Source organism: Pedobacter sp. HDW13, from assembly GCF_011303555.1.
GTDB lineage: Bacteria > Bacteroidota > Bacteroidia > Sphingobacteriales > Sphingobacteriaceae > Pedobacter.
Genome location: NZ_CP049868.1, coordinates 4,869,664 through 4,886,181 on the forward strand (window position 1 = coordinate 4,869,664; position 16,518 = coordinate 4,886,181).

Consider the following 16,518-nt stretch of genomic DNA (forward strand, 5'->3'; position numbering starts at 1 on the left):
AAACGCCTGCCTTTACCATAAAATATTTGGGGGTAGAAAACGGATTGTCGAACAACGTAGTAAACTCCTTATATCTTGATGGTTTTGGTTTTATGTGGATGGGCACCTATGATGGCCTGAACCGTTATGATGGTTACCATTTTAAGGTATTCAGAAATGGCTGGGGCGATGAAAACTCGTTAGTTAATAATCACATTACCGTACTTAACGGCGACCAGAAAAACCGCGTTTGGGTAGGCACGCAAAAAGGTATTTCGTATTACGATTACGCCGATTCAAAATTTCATCAGCTATTTTATCAGGAGCGGGGCAAAAGAAATGAAGTAGGCTACTCTATTAATGCCATTGCGGTAAGTAAGGCCACCTCTGTTTATGTGGCTACTGATGAAAAAGGACTTTTTTTACTTAAAAAGGATAGCCCGCTGGCCGAACAAATCCCCTTTGGTAAGAGCTTGAACTATACCGTAAAAGCTTTATATGTTGATGATAAAGAAACCCTGTGGCTTTTTATTAAAGATGTTGGTTTATGCCGGTACAATGCCGGGAGAAATACCATCCGCTTAGTTACCCCTGTATTACGCTCAGTAACCAGCATTACCGCGGGCACTAACCAAACTTTGTGGGTTGGAACAGAACGAGGACTTTTTCAATTTAATCCTATCAGCAATAGTTTAACACGGTTTAGCCAGCATTTGCCCAACGAGAATATTATGGGATTGGTGTTAGATAAACAGCAGAAGCTCTGGATATCGACAGATGGGGGAGGAATAGCGATTTACGATACACGGAGCCAGAAAATAAGCTACCTGGCAGCCGGAAAAGAAAAAGATGTATTGAGCAGTAATTCGGTTGCACAGGTTTACGAAGACCACGAATCGAGAAAATGGATAGCTACACTGCGTGGCGGGGTGAATATTATCGACCAGGAAAACGAACAGTTTAAAACCATAAAACACGATCCCTTAAAAAGCAATTCGCTCATTAACAATTTTGTACTTTCTTTCAGTGAAGATGAAAATAAGAACATTTGGATTGGTACCGATGGGGGCGGTTTAAGCGTTTGGAACCAAAAACAGAATACCTTTACCAATTATGCTAAAACAGCCGATCCGGGATCGTTAACCAGTAATTTTGTAACCAGTGTTTTAAACGATGCCAGTCACAATACCTGGGTAGCCACTTTTAGCGGCGGAATTGATCGCTATGACCGAGCAAAAGGGAAATTTATTCATTACAACTGTTACAACACCGTTAAGGGTGTAGATGAGGTTAACCTTTGGAAATTGTACCAGGATAAACAGCAAAATCTGTGGGCTGGTACTACCAAGGGCGGGGCATTGTATCGTTACAATAAAGCGCTCGATAAATTTGACCTTTTCGATAACCGTCTTAAGGACATTCATACGCTTTTTCAGGATTCGAAGGGAAGGCTCTGGGGTGGCAACTATGCCGAGCTGATTAAGATCGATCCGGTAAATAAAAAACACGAGTACTTTAAGGTTAATTTCGCTATAAGGGCCATTCACGAAGATGTCAGTCACCGGTTATGGGTTGGTACCGAGGGAGGTGGATTACTGCTTTTCGATCCTGAGAGCAAAAAAATAAAGCGCTATATCCAAAGCGATGGTCTTCCCGGTAATTCGGTCTTAAATATCCTGGAAGATAAGCAAGGCAATTTATGGTGCAGCACCTACAATGGTTTATCCAAATTTGATGTTAAAAACAACAGCTTTAAAAACTATTATGCCACCGATGGGCTGCAAAGCAATCAATTTAATTATAATGCAGCCCTAAAATTATCTAATGGAAACCTTTTGTTTGGTGGTATTGGCGGTTTTAACCTGTTTTCGCCCGATAGCATTAAAAAGAACAAGCGGATTCCGAAAATTGTGCTTACCGATTTCAGAATCAATAATGTGCCGCTCGATCAGGATTCCAATTACAGGGATGTTTCGGTCGTTAATCTCGAACGTATTTCCATTCCTTTCAATTCTGCAGTAATTTCGGTTGATTATGCTGCCGTGGAGTTTTCTTTTCAGGATCAAATTTCGTACGCCTATTATCTGGAGGGCTGGGATAGAGACTGGAATTATGTAAATAAATTAAGTACGGCCTATTATTCGAGGTTAAACGAAGGCAAATACAAGTTGCACATTAAAAGTACCGATACCGAAGGCGCCTGGAGCAACAACGAAAAAATTGTAATCATTACCATTTTGCCGCCATGGTACCGTACCTGGTGGGCTTATACCATTTATTTAATTATTGGTTCGTCCTTATTTTATCTGTTCCAAACTTACCGTAACCGCCAAAGAAGGCTAAAACATGAGGTCGAAATTACCAATCTGAAAATGGAACGTGAAAAAGACCTGAACGAAAAGAAGCTTAACTTCTTTACCAATATTTCGCACGAGCTAAGAACACCTTTAACCTTGATTGTTAACCCAATTAAAGATATTCTGTACAAAAAAGAAGCCGGTCAGGAAAAGAACGACCTCAATGTAGTTTACCGTAATTCGAGGCGTTTGTTGAGTTTGGTAGACCAGTTATTGCTTTTCAGGAAAACAGAGAGTGAAAATGATATCCTTAAAATCGTCAGGATTAACCTGTTTAAGTTTACTAACGAAATTTTTCTTTGCTTTAATTACCTGGCCAAGAACAACCACATCAATTATATTTTTGAGTGCGAAGAAGAAGAGCAGGATATTTACGCAGATAAGGATAAACTCGAAATCGTTTTGTTTAACCTGCTTTCTAATGCGCTAAAATTTACACCTAAAGGCGGTTATGTGAAATTTAGCGTTAAAACTGACGGTACACGCGTGCAAATCGAGGTGCGCGATAGTGGTCCGGGTATTCCTGCTGATGTGGGCGAAAAGCTTTTTGATAAGTTTTATAAGGTAATGAACAACGAATCATTAAAAATGGGCTTTGGTATCGGACTTTATTTGGCTAAAAACTTTGTAGAGCTGCACAAAGGTAAAATCTCTTTCAGTGCAAATCCGGGCATGGGTACTACCTTCTTGGTCGATATTCCGGTAGGCGAACCACATTTGCCGCAACACAGTGGTACTTTACAAAATGAGCTTACCTACGTTAACGAACTGATTGCACAGGAGGAAGAAATAGAAAATAACGAAGCCGAAAATGTGGGTAACCTCGAATTATTGATTTCCGACCTACATTCTATCCTCATAATAGACGATAACCCTGAGATTATAGATTATATCAAACATATTTTTCAGGATAGCTTTAAAGTGTATAAGGCCGAAAATGGCACCGATGGATTGCGTTTATGTAAAGAATACCTGCCTGATATTGTGATTTCGGACGTAAACATGGATGGACTTAATGGTATTGAGCTTTGCAGGGCCATAAAAGATGATTCGGCATTGAGCCACATCCCGGTAATCTTGTTAACTGGCGATCCAAGCCCTGAAATTAAGCTAAAGGGTATAGAAGTTGGAGCTTACGATTTTATCAGTAAACCTTTCGATAAGGAGCTGTTTACGGCAAAAATTAACGGTATTATTAAGAACCACACCAATTTGCAATCCTATTTTTATAATGAGATCACCCTGAAATCTGATACCCACAAAGTATCGCAGGAGGATAAAGGCTTTTTACAGAAATGCATTACCATTATAGAAGAAAATTTAATGGAAGATAGTTTCAATGTAAAAACGCTGGCTTCTGATTTGGGGATGAGCCATTCTAACCTCTACAAAAAGATTAAAACTACTTCGGGGCAAAGTATTAACGGTTTTATCCGCTTTATCCGTTTACGCAAGGCAGCCGAGTTGCTTATTAATACCAATTTGAATATAAACGAAGCCGCATTCAGAGTGGGTATAAACGATAGCAAATACTTTAGAGAACAGTTTCAAAAGCTCTTTAAATTAACCCCTTCGGAGTTTATTAAAAAGCACCGCAAAAGTTTTCACAAATATTATAATATCAATGCTACCACATAAAAGTTACGCTAAATTGGGGTTTAAAGGGTGTTTTTCTTAAAACGCCCCCTTCAAAGTATGATTTAGCCCCCTGTTTATGGCGTAAAAAAAGCGGTACTTCGGCATTACCAAATAAAACTGAGCAGCCTAAATCTTTATATGTACCAAGCGCCTTTTAAAAGTATATTTTTTACCTGTTTATGCTTCATTGCAAGTTTTACGTGTTTTGCACAAGAAACGCAGTTGAGTACCATTGCCGCTAATGGCTGGGCCAATAATTCAGTGAATACGGTTATTTTTCGCAAAAACGCACTTGTTACTTTTAAAAATACGCAGTATGCAGCCTATTACGATCAGGAACAATATGTAGTACTTGCCAGCCGCAAATCAGGTACCCAAAAATGGGAAGTACAGAGAACTGCTTATAAAGGAGATGCTACCGATGCCCATAAATCCATTAGTATTATGGTTGATGGTGATGGTTTCCTGCACCTGGCCTGGGGGCAGCACAACAACAATTTAAACTATGCCAAATCTGTAGCAGCAGGTTCGTTAACCATGGGTGATAAAACGCCTATGGTTTCGGCAAAAGAGAATAAGGTGAGTTATCCTGAATTTTATAAACTTGCCAATGGCGATCTGTTGTTTTTTTACCGCGATGGGGGCTCGGGCAATGGAAACCTTATGATTAACCGTTATAGTTTAAAAACTCAAAAATGGACACGTGTACAAGATGGGATGATTGATGGTGAAGGGCAGCGTAATGCTTACTGGCAGGTTGCGGTAGATCAGGCTGGTACCATTCATTTATCGTGGGTATGGCGCGAAAGTTCGGATGTGGCCAGTAACCACGATTTAGCTTACGCCAAATCCACGGATGGCGGCCTTACCTGGTTCAAATCTACCCATGAAAAATATACCCTCCCCATTACAGCCGCCAATGCAGAATATGCACTTAAAATTCCGCAGAAAAGCGAGCTGATCAACCAGACCTCGATGTTTGCCGATGCACAGGGAAAAGTATTTATTGCCGGTTACTGGCGCGAAGCTAATGAAAGTATCCCACAATATCACCTCGTTTTTAAAACGGTAGGAAACTGGAAAGTAAGTAACCTTAATTTTAGGAAAACGCCCTTTAGTTTAAGTGGGGGCGGAACCAAAAAGATTCCCATTTCGCGGCCACAAATTATAGTTTGGCCCAACGGTAAAAATTATGCAGCAGGTTTACTGTTTAGAGATGCCGAACGCGGAAATAAAGCTTCAATTGCTTTAAGCAACAATTTAGGTGAAGCCAACTGGACAATTAAAGACCTCACCGAAACCAGTGTGGGCGATTGGGAACCCACTTACGATACGGAACTTTGGAAAAGCAAAGGCACTTTGAGCTTGTTTTTACAAAATGTAACACAGGTTGATGGCGAGGGTAGGGCCAATCAGGCACCAACCGCCGTCCAGGTATTAGATTGGAAACCCAAAAACAAATAGCGAAGTCAACACATATATGATACATCCCCTTTTAAAATATCTTTCCCTGGCCGGTATAGCGCTGTTGGTTTCGGCCAATAGTGTACAGGCACAAACTAAAAAAAGTGCTGCCAATGCAGCCGGAAACAGCGCCTATCTGTTTACTTATTTCACAGGCAATTCGAAAGCAGAAGAAGCCATTCGTTTTGCCATTAGCAGTGATGGCTATCACTACAGGGCTTTGAACCATAACAATCCTGTAATTTCTTCCGAGAAAATCAGCAGCACAGGTGGCGTGCGCGATCCGCATATTTTGCGCGGGGCCGATAACAAAACCTTTTATATGGTGGCTACCGATATGGTTTCGGCGAAAGGATGGAATTCCAACCGGGCGATGGTGCTGTTAAAATCAGCTGATCTCATCCACTGGACCTCCAGTATTGTGAATATTCAGCAACGTTTTCCGAACAACGAAAACCTGTTGCGCGTATGGGCACCACAAACCATTTACGACACCAAAGCGAAGAAATACATGGTGTACTGGTCGATGAAGCACGGCAACGATCCGGACAAGATTTATTACGCCTATGCCAATGCCGCTTTTACAGATTTTGAAACCGAGCCTAAACAGCTTTTTTTCAGTCCAACAAATGGCTCTTGCATTGATGGAGACATTATTTACGATAAAGGCAAGTACAATCTTTTCTTTAAAACCGAAGGGAACGGTAATGGTATTAAAAAAGCAGTTTCCGATCAGTTGACTAAAGGTTATATGCTTCAGGATAACTATTTACAACAAACTACCGAAGCGGTTGAGGGAGCAGGAGTGTTTAAACTCAATCAGGGTGATGCCTATATTTTGATGTACGATGTTTACATGAAAGGCCGTTATCAATTCACCAAAAGTACCGATTTGGAACATTTTACCGTGGTTGATCAGGATATCAGCATGGACTTTCATCCCCGCCATGGTACGGTTTTGCCCATTACGCAATCAGAAGCCAATCGCCTGTTAACCAAATGGTACAACGCTTCGGCGGTATTACAGCATGTCGGAAACAAAGCTGTAAAACAAAATAACATCGTGGTTGATTCGGTTGCCAGAACAGTTTATTTACCGGTTCAGCCGGGTACCAGTTTAAAGGCTTTCAATCCACAGTTTTCAAATGCTTTTGGGGTTGTAGTTTCGCCTGCGGGTAGCGCCGATTTTAGCAAAGGTGCTGTGAAGTACACGGTTAAAGTAGGGGATAAGGCTCCTGAAACCTATTCGGTTAGTGTATCAGCAGATCACAACCCGGTTTTGAACGGATATTACGCCGACCCGGAAATCATCTATTCCAATAAAAACAAAAAATACTATTTATACCCTACCAGTGATGGTTTTACCGGCTGGAGCGGCACTTATTTTAAAACTTTTTCATCAGCCGATTTAGTCAACTGGAAAGATGAAGGTGTGATACTCGATCTGGAAAAAGATGTTTCGTGGGCCAAAAAGAATGCCTGGGCACCCACCATTACCGAGAAAAAGATAAACGGAAGCTATAAATACTTCTATTACTTTACGGCAGCACAAAAAATAGGGGTTGCGGTAGCCGATGATCCCGCCGGACCATTTAAAGACAGCGGGAAGGCTTTAATTTCGAAAAGACCTGCAGGTACACGTGGCGGGCAAGAGATTGATCCTGATGTTTTTACCGATCCAAAGACCGGAAAAAGTTATTTGTTTTGGGGTAACGGCCACATGGCTGTAGCGCCACTAAACGAAGATATGGTTTCTGTAGATACCACTTCCATCAGGGTTATTACGCCTAACAGCAGCTTCCGCGAAGGAACCGAGGTTTTTTACCGCAAGGGGAAATATTATTTTCTATGGTCGGAAGATGATACCCGAAGCGAAAATTACCGCGTGCGCTATGGCTATTCCGATTCTTTAGCGGGCAAAATGATTATCCCAACCGATAACCTGATTCTATCCAAAAGGCCCGAAAAGGGGATTTATGGCACCGGGCACAACAGCGTAATCCAGGTGCCGGGTAAAGATGAGTGGTACATGGTTTACCACCGTTTTAACAGGCCAAAAGGAATTACCATGGGCGATGCCGCGGGTTACAACCGCGAGGTTTGCATCGATAAAATTGAATTCAATACCGACGGAACAATTAAAGCCGTAGAACCAACTTTAAAAGGAATAAAACCAGTAAAATAATGAACCTGTTTAAATTATATAGATCAATTTTTGTAGCCCTTTGCCTCGCCTTACTTTCGATAACTGGTTACGCACAAAGCAAAGACGATGTGCTTGCTAAAATTAACCTCGCCAACCAATACTGGCAAGCCAATAATAAGCCACAGGTACGTGCCTTTTGGGATCACGCAGCCTATCATACCGGCAATATGGAACTTTATGCGCTTACTCAGGATAATATTTATCTGAAATATTCGGAAGATTGGGCAGAATACAACCAATGGATGGGCGCAAAATCGACTGATAAAACCAAATGGAAATATAAATACGGCGAAACAGATGAATATGTGCTTTTTGGCGATTGGCAGATTTGTTTCCAAACCTACATTGATTTGTACCACATTAAACCCGAAGCCCATAAAGTAGCCCGTGCCAAGGAAGTAATGGAATACGAAATGAGCACGCCCAGTAACGATTACTGGTGGTGGGCCGATGGACTTTACATGGTAATGCCCGTAATGACCAAGTTATACAAGCTTACGGGCAACAAACAATATTCGGATAAGCTTTACGAGTACTTCACTTACGCCAACAGCATTATGTACGATAAAGAGGAGAAACTCTATTACCGCGATGCCAAATATGTTTACCCGCAACACAAAAGTGTAAACGGTAAAAAAGATTTCTGGGCCAGGGGCGATGGCTGGGTGTTTGCCGGTTTGGCCAAGGTATTGAAAGACCTGCCTGCAAACGATCCGCACCGTGCCGAATATGTTACCAAATATAAAAACATGGCCAAAGCCATTATTAAAAGTCAGCAGGCTGAAGGTTACTGGACGCGCAGTATCCTCGATGCAATGCATGCACCCGGCCCTGAAACCAGTGGGACTGCATTTTTTACCTATGGTTTGCTTTGGGGAGTTAACAATGGCTATTTAAAAGAGAGAACCTATTTACCGACTGCCCAAAAAGGCTGGAATTACCTTACCCAAACAGCTTTACAACAAGACGGTAAGCTGGGCTATGTACAACCCATTGGCGAAAAAGCTATTCCGGGGCAGGTAGTTGATGCCAATTCTACTGCCAATTTCGGTGTAGGGGCATTTTTATTGGCCGGTTGCGAAATGTACCGTTATTTATCAAACAACAAATAAGTTTTATTAGAAATGAAATTCAAAAATATAGCATTAACCTTTACACTCCTTATCGTACTTGGCGCACCTTTAATGGCGCAAAAGAAAGCCAAAAGTGCAAAAGCCGAAGTATTAACCGACAGGCAGTTCTGGTTGCAGCAAATGGATAAAATGGTACGTCCGGTGTTGTACAACCTGGCCAAAGATAGTCTGCGCATTGCCATGCCTAAAGTTACTTCGGTGCACATTGATAACAAGGAACACCGCATTAAAGTACAATACGTAGAAGTTTTAGGTCGCGTTTTGAGTGGGATTGCCCCCTGGTTACAATTGGAAGGAGGTTCGGCTGCAGAAGTAGCCCTCCGTACACAATACCGCGAATGGGCTATTCAGGGTTTAAAAAACGCTTTAGATTCGAACGCCAAAGATTTTATGAATTTCGATATTGGCGGCCAACAACTTGTAGATGCTTCTTATGTAGCTTTTGCACTGGTACGCGCGCACTGGCTATGGGAAAACCTGGATAAGAAAAACCAGGAGCTGATGATGAAATCCATCGTGACTACCAGACGTTTTAAACCCGTTTTCTCTAACTGGTTGCTGTTTTCGGCCATGAACGAAGCCTTTTTAGCCAAATTTGGTTACAGCTGGGATCCTATGCGGGTAGATTATGCCTTGCAACAAATGGAGCAATGGTACACCGGCGATGGCATGTACACAGATGGTACCTCTTTCGCCTTCGATTATTACAACAGTTACGTAATTCACCCGTATTTAGCCACCCTTGTTGATATTATCGGCGCGAAAACGAATGCTTACAAAGAAATGTTCGAGAAAATTAAAAAGCGCAACGAACGTTACGCCATTATTCAGGAGCGTTTAATTAATGCAGATGGTACTTATCCTGCCACCGGGCGCTCTATCGTTTACCGTGGTGCAGCATTTCACCATTTGGCCGATATGGCCTGGAGGAAGGTATTGCCAAAACAATTAAGTCCGGCTCAGGTACGTTGTGCTTTAACGGCGGTAATCAAAAAAACTTTAGAAAGCCCTTCAACCTATAAAAATGGCTGGTTAACTATTGGCCTTTACGGCGATCAGCCCAATCTTGGCGATTTTTACAATAATCAGGGCAGCCCTTACATTGCCTCTAATATCTTTTTGCCATTGGGTTTACCCGAAACTGACGTGTTTTGGTCGGCGCCTGCTGCCAAATGGAGTGCGCAAAAAATATGGAGTGGCGAGAACTTTGAGAACGACCACAGCGCAAGCTTAAAATAAGTGGATAAATTAATTGGTGTATTCCTATTGAAGTCAAATAGATGTTAAGTAAATTACCGTCTTAATAACGTTAAAAAAATATTGGTGAAAATTATGAGTAAGAAAATCAATTTTATAGCCGGATTTATGATCTTCAGCTTAATGCTGAACAGTTATGTTTGGGCACAGCAAACCAACACTTCCTTTACTCCGGGTAAAATCTGGAAAGACGATAAAGGCGTGCACATTAACGCGCACGGAGGCGGCATTGTAGAACATAAAGGCGTTTATTACTGGTTTGGAGAACATAAAATTGAAGGAGAAAATGGGAACACCGCGCAGGTAGGTGTGCATTGTTACTCTTCAAAAGATTTATACAACTGGAAAGATGAAGGTATTGCGTTACCTGTTTCTGAGGATTTAACCAGCGATATTGCAAAAGGTTGTATTTTGGAGAGACCAAAAGTGGTGTACAATAAGAAAACCAAAAAGTTTGTGATGTGGTTTCACCTCGAGCTTTTGGGTAAAGGTTATGCAGCAGCCAGATCAGGAGTAGCTGTAGCCGATCGTCCTACAGGTCCATATACTTTTATCAAAAGCTATCGCCCAAATCCGGGCAAGATGCCTTTCTATGCCGAAGGAACTGCCGATAAAGACAAGGTAAACTGCGAAACACCTGCCAATAAAAGCGATGGTTTTTTCTACAGGGACTTACCAGGTGGACAAATGGCACGCGATATGACTGTTTTTGTTGATGATGATGGAAAAGCTTATCACATCTTTTCATCAGAAGAAAACTTTACCCTGCATTTGGCAGAATTAACCCCTGATTATTTAGGCCATACCGGAAGGTTTATCCGTATTTATGTAGGTCAGCAAACCGAAGCGCCTGCTTTGTTTAAGAAAAATGGTGTGTACTACATGGTTGGTTCTGGTTGTACTGGTTGGGCACCAAACCCGGCAAGGTGGTTTAAGGCCAGTTCAATCTGGGGACCGTGGACCTACATGGGCAATCCATGCCAGGGCGAGGGTGCTAAACTTACTTATGGCGGCCAAAGTACTCATGTGTTGCCTGTACCGGGTAAAAAAGGCGAGTTTATATTTATGGCCGATAAGTGGGAACCTAAAAATGCGATTGATGGCCGTTATTTATGGTTACCAATTCGATTTGAAAACGATAAAATCACAATAAACTGGCTCGATCAGTGGGATTTGAGTGTGTTTAAAAAGTAGCAAAAAACCGATTTTTTTAATATAGAACCAAGATGATGAATTGCGCGAAATGCGCAAAAGGGGATTTTTTTGCCCAAAAAATCCGATTACTTAAAAACAAAATGTACAAGATGAAAAAGAAATTACTATGGCTGGTGGCGATATGTTTTTCCCTATCTGCTTCGGCGCAGCAGGCAAAACATACCTTTAAACTAGGCGAATCAGACTTTTTGCTAGATGGAAAGCCCTTTCAGATTATATCAGGCGAACTCCATTATCCCGCGTACCCAAAGAAGCCTGGCGCGAACGGATGAAAATGGCTAAAGCCATGGGCTTGAATACCATCGGAACCTACGTGTTCTGGAACCTGCACGAGCCACAGAAAGATAAATTCGATTTTAGCGGTAATAACAACATTGCAGAGTTCGTAAAAATTGCGCAGCAGGAGGGACTTTGGGTAATTTTAAGACCAAGCCCTTACATATGTGCCGAATGGGAATTTGGCGGCTATCCATACTGGTTACAGAACGAAAAAGGCCTGGTGGTAAGAAGTACCGAAATGCAGTACCTCGAAGAGTACCGGAAATACATCCAGCAGGTGGGTAAACAGCTTGCTCCATTGCAGATTAACCATGGTGGTAATATCATTATGGTACAGGTTGAAAACGAATACGGTTCGTACGCAGCCGATAAAAATTACTTGGATATCAACCGTAAAATGTTTATAGATGCAGGTTTTGATGGGCTGCTCTATACCTGCGATCCTGCACCAGATGTAAAAGACGGACATTTAGCTGGTTTATTGCCTGCAGTAAACGGTATAGATAATCCCGAAAAAATTAGAAAACTGGTAAATGAAAACCACGATGGCAAAGGACCTTATTTTATTGCAGAATGGTATCCGGCCTGGTTCGATTGGTGGGGAACAGCACACCACACGGTACCGGCAGCACAGTACACCAAAAAGCTCGATTCGGTTTTAGCGGCGGGCATATCCATTAACATGTACATGTTTCATGGTGGCACCACACGTGATTTCATGAATGGAGCAAATTATAAAGACATTTCGCCTTACGAACCTCAAACCAGCAGCTATGATTACGATGCTCCTTTAAACGAAGCAGGAAACGCTACGGAGAAGTTTATGCAGTTTAGAAGCGTAATTGAGAAACATTTGCCAAAAGGCCAGACTTTACCCGCAGTACCGGCAGCAAAACCCGCCATGGCCATTGCACCATTTAAATTAAACAGTGTGGTAGCTTTATTTGATGCCTTACCAGCTGCGGTTAAAAATGTTAATCCTTTAACTTTCGAAGACCTGAAACAAGATTATGGTTATGTGCTTTATCGTACTACCATCCAGGGTGGGCGCAAAGGAGCACTGGAGCTGAAACAGCTGCGCGATTATGCCATTGTGTTTGTTAACCAGAAAAGGGCAGGGTTTTTAGATCGCCGGTTAAATCAGAATACGTTGGAAATCAGCCTTCCTGCAGGAGAAGTACAGCTCGATATTTTTGTAGAAAACATGGGGCGTGTAAACTTTGGCAAGTACCTGTTAGAAAACAAAAAAGGAATTACCGAACAGGTAAACTTTGCAGGAGCCGAAGTTAAAAGCTGGTCGATGTATAGTTTCCCCTTCAGTAACGTCAATAATTTCAAGGCTAGTACTACTGCTACCAAAAAAAGCAGTAATGGACCAACAGTACAAAAAGGATCGTTTACAATTAATGCAGTTGCTGATACTTATCTGGATATGACCGATTGGGGAAAAGGTGTAGTTTGGATAAACGGACATAACCTGGGCAAGTACTGGGCAATTGGTCCGCAACAAACTTTGTACGTACCTAGAGAATGGTTAAAGAAAGGCAAGAATGAGGTAGCCGTTTTAGAATTGCTCAAAACCGATCAGCAAATTTTAAAAGCGATAGACCAGCCGATCTTAAACACGCTTAAAAAATTAAACGTTGATTAAACGTTTAAAAAATCAAAAAATAGGGGTTAAAGGCCAAAATTTAACAAAAAGTAACGATTTAGCCCCTATTTATTACCGTATTACCCCCATTCAGAGCACTGTCTAAGTGCTTACTTTGTTTTTACCAAATAATAAATATATGAGCCAAAGCAGATGAAACGTTTTTACATCCTACCCGAAAATCTTTTGAATTAACTTTTACGCAAAAATCAAAGTAAACTAAACTGTTCCCCTGAACGGCTAACTATTAATCTAACCATTCCATTAGTATGCAAAAAAAATTACTACTGAAACTTTCGGTTGTATTTTTATTGCTGCTTAAACTTATCCCTGTTCGGGCTTCTGTAGTAGATGCCAAACATGCGCTGGGTTTTAAACAGCATATAGATACACTGCAAACAGGCTCATCCCTTTACCTGGTTGATGAAAATCAATTCCCCATCGCAGGTTTAAAACTTTTAAATACCAAAACCAAAAAAACGGCCATTACCGATAACAATGGTATTGCCGAGCTGAGTTACGACGCCGGCGACGTGATAGCGGTTTATGTACAGCAAAGTCTGGTACTTAAAACCGAAATGAGTAAAGACAGAAATGTGATTATGGTGAGTAGCAAAAATCCTGGAGTGGCTGCACTTAGACCAGTAAGAACACTTTTCGATCAAACAGTTAAGTCTACCTTATCAACCATGGCAACAGATGTGGTGTATGGTTCAGACCTCACCAAATCACCGGTAACCTCTGTTAAAGCCGCTATTACAGGCCGTTTATCGGGGATGTTTACCAATCAAAACTCAGGCAGGTTAGGTTCTGAAGGCCGTACCGATGGAACAGCAGCGCTGATTTCTTTAGGCTCACTCGGTTCTGATGCTGTAACTATGTCGTTAAGGGGGCAAAACCCGGTTGTAATTGTTGATGGAATACCAAGGCCGTTAACCATTTTCAATATGGAAGAAATCGAATCGGTAACGGTATTAAAAGATGCGGTTTCTACAGCCATGCTTGGTGTAAAAGGAGCTAGCGGGGCTATTCTGATTACCACCAGAAGAGGCACCAAGGCCAAACAAACCATTTCGTTTACTGCGCAAACAGCCTTTCTGAAATCGCTAAAAGTACCACGGGGTTTAAATGCCTTTCAGTACGCTACACTTAATAACGAAGCCAGAGTTAACGACGGACTGGCCCCGGCTTACACTGCAGCCGATTTGCAGGCTTACCAAAACGGTAGCGATCCCCAGGGACATCCGGATGTAAACTGGAATGATCTGGTTACGAAGCCAACATCGCGATTCAACCATTACACTTTAAACGTGGCTGGGGGTAACGATTTCGGGAAATATTTTGTAGCAGTAGAACATATTAATCAAAATGGCCTTTTCCGCACATCGGATATCAACACTTATGATACAGACAATACCTTTAAAAGTTATGTTATCCGTTCTAATGTCGATTTGCAGATCAATAAAAAGCTTTCGGGCGGTATTAACCTGATGGGCCGGTTAATCAATTCGAACGATCCTGGCTATGGTTCGCAGGCAATATTAAATTCAATTTATGCTACTCCTGCCAATGCTTATCCGATTTTTAATCCAAATGGCAGTTATGCTACCACCTTGTCTTATCAGAACAACATCTATGCACAATCAGTAGGTTCGGGTTACATTGGTACTTATAAACGCGATGTATCGGCAGATTTGTTTTTGAAACGCACTTTCGATGAAATAACCAAAGGTTTGTGGTTAAAAGCAAAGGCTTCTATTTACGCAACCTTATCCGAAAATACCTACCGGAATAAAAGTTTTGCTTCATTTTTCTATAACCCAACAACTAAAGTTTATACCCAGTACGGTACTATTGGTACCCAGAACAATTATACTGGCATCAACTATCAGGGACATTCAGATTATGAGGAGCTAAGCCTTGGCTATGACCGCAATTTTGATAAACATGGTGTAAGCGCAGTTGTACTGGCTAACCACGACAATTCTTTTACAGGCTCAGATTTGCCTTATACTGTACAGGGGATTTCAGGAAAAGCGTCGTATAATTATGATGAAAAATATGTGGCTGAGTTAGCTTTTGGCTATAATGGTTCAAATTATTATCCACCTGCCGGCGATTACAAATATGGTTTCTTCCCTGCGGTTGCTCTGGCCTGGAATATCAATAAAGAAAACTTTTTAAAAGACAGCAAGTGGCTCAATACCTTAAAATTGTATGGTTCTTATGGTAAAACCGGTAACGATAACCCCGGGTATTTTGTTTACATCCAGCGGTATTTTGATGGAACATCTACTTATTTTGGTTCTACACCGGGTTCGAATACCAGTATTTTCGAGCAGGTTTTAGCTAACCCGAATATTACCTGGGAAAAAGCCAATAAATTTAATTTAGGCCTGCAGGGAACTATTTTGGATAACAAATTAGGTTTTACCGTAGAGTACTATCGCGATAAATACTACGATTTGCTGATGCAAAGAGGTAAAAATTCGGCGCTTATCGGTCAGAGTTACCCTTTAGAAAACATTGGTCAGAGCAGGTATGCCGGTTGGGATTTTAAACTGAATTTTCAACAAAGCCTAAACGATTTTAGCTATTACATTGCCGCAACAGGTGGTTTACAACAATCGAAAGTGCTTTACCAGAACGAAGTGAACCAGCCTTACCCATGGATGGCCAGAACCGGGCAAGCTGTTGGACAGCGTTTTGGCTACATTGCTGAAGGTTTGTTCCAAAATACATCAGAAATAGCTGGTAGTGCTAAACTGGAAGGTTATACTGCACAACCGGGCGATATTAAATACCGCGATTTAAATGGTGACGGCATTATTAATCAGTTAGACCAAACTGTAATTGGTAATACCAAACCACTTTTTTATTATGGATTAAACCTTGGCTTCCAATTTAAAGGGTTTGATTTTAGTGCATTGCTGCAAGGTGCTTTAAACCGTACCATTTACCTGTCGAATAATACCGAATGGGCGTTCCAGAACAATGGTTTTGGCCAGGCCTGGGAGCACAATTTAGACCGCTGGACACCACAAACTGCGGCAACGGCAACCATGCCACGCTTATCTATTGGTACCAATATCAATAACGAGGCTACTTCTACTTTTTGGCAGCACTCGGGTAATTACCTGCGCTTAAAGAATATTGAAGTGGGTTATACGATCCCTAACAGCCTCACCAAAAGGATCGGCTTGCAAAGTATCAGGGTATTTGGAAATGCTACCAACCTGCTAACATTTGCTGCTTACGATAGGGTAGACCCAGAGGTTTACAACGGAAACTATCCTATCCAGAGATCGATCAATATGGGTATCAACATTAAATTTTAAG

At 41.6% G+C, this 16,518-nt stretch carries 8 protein-coding genes; all 8 read left to right on the forward strand.

Translation table 11 applies throughout. The annotated features are described in order from the left end of the window. The first annotated feature begins 26 nt into the window (after window positions 1-26). The 8 genes from G7074_RS20490 (at window position 27) to G7074_RS20525 (ending at window position 16,517) form a co-directional block, all read left to right on the forward strand. On the forward strand, window positions 27-3,974 hold the full coding sequence (locus G7074_RS20490; protein WP_158674012.1) for a two-component regulator propeller domain-containing protein: 3,948 nt from the start codon (window positions 27-29) through the stop codon (window positions 3,972-3,974). A 222-nt stretch (window positions 3,975-4,196) separates the two neighbouring features. Then, entirely contained in the window at window positions 4,197-5,438 is a 1,242-nt protein-coding gene (locus G7074_RS20495) for a BNR repeat-containing protein (protein ID WP_240916371.1), read from the forward strand. A 16-nt stretch (window positions 5,439-5,454) separates the two neighbouring features. Next, on the forward strand, window positions 5,455-7,623 hold the full coding sequence (locus G7074_RS20500; RefSeq protein WP_166211033.1) for a family 43 glycosylhydrolase: 2,169 nt from the start codon (window positions 5,455-5,457) through the stop codon (window positions 7,621-7,623). Further along, window positions 7,623-8,756, forward strand: a complete 1,134-nt coding sequence (locus G7074_RS20505; protein ID WP_166211036.1) for a glycoside hydrolase family 88 protein — start codon at window positions 7,623-7,625, stop codon at window positions 8,754-8,756. The genes G7074_RS20500 and G7074_RS20505 overlap by 1 nt, the downstream gene beginning before the upstream one ends. A 12-nt stretch (window positions 8,757-8,768) precedes the next feature. Further along, complete coding sequence (locus G7074_RS20510; protein ID WP_166211039.1) at window positions 8,769-10,016, forward strand: DUF2264 domain-containing protein; 1,248 nt, start codon at window positions 8,769-8,771, stop codon at window positions 10,014-10,016. Window positions 10,017-10,109: 93 nt separating this feature from the next. After that, window positions 10,110-11,228, forward strand: coding sequence for a glycoside hydrolase family 43 protein (locus G7074_RS20515; protein WP_166211042.1), 1,119 nt, complete (start codon window positions 10,110-10,112; stop codon window positions 11,226-11,228). A 289-nt stretch (window positions 11,229-11,517) separates the two neighbouring features. Next, window positions 11,518-13,179: a beta-galactosidase gene (locus G7074_RS20520; RefSeq protein WP_240916372.1), complete on the forward strand. Its 1,662-nt coding sequence runs from the start codon at window positions 11,518-11,520 to the stop codon at window positions 13,177-13,179. Between the two features lie 269 nt (window positions 13,180-13,448). Beyond that, window positions 13,449-16,517, forward strand: a complete 3,069-nt coding sequence (locus tag G7074_RS20525; protein ID WP_166211045.1) for a SusC/RagA family TonB-linked outer membrane protein — start codon at window positions 13,449-13,451, stop codon at window positions 16,515-16,517. Window position 16,518 lies beyond the last annotated feature (1 nt).

Coding starts and splice junctions, on each gene's coding strand:
- G7074_RS20500 (WP_166211033.1), top strand. CDS start 5,455: ATGATACATCCCCTTTTAAAATATCTTTCCCTGGCCGGTATAGCGCTG.
- G7074_RS20505 (WP_166211036.1), top strand. CDS start 7,623: ATGAACCTGTTTAAATTATATAGATCAATTTTTGTAGCCCTTTGCCTC.
- G7074_RS20510 (WP_166211039.1), top strand. CDS start 8,769: ATGAAATTCAAAAATATAGCATTAACCTTTACACTCCTTATCGTACTT.
- G7074_RS20515 (WP_166211042.1), top strand. CDS start 10,110: ATGAGTAAGAAAATCAATTTTATAGCCGGATTTATGATCTTCAGCTTA.
- G7074_RS20520 (WP_240916372.1), top strand. CDS start 11,518: ATGAAAATGGCTAAAGCCATGGGCTTGAATACCATCGGAACCTACGTG.
- G7074_RS20525 (WP_166211045.1), top strand. CDS start 13,449: ATGCAAAAAAAATTACTACTGAAACTTTCGGTTGTATTTTTATTGCTG.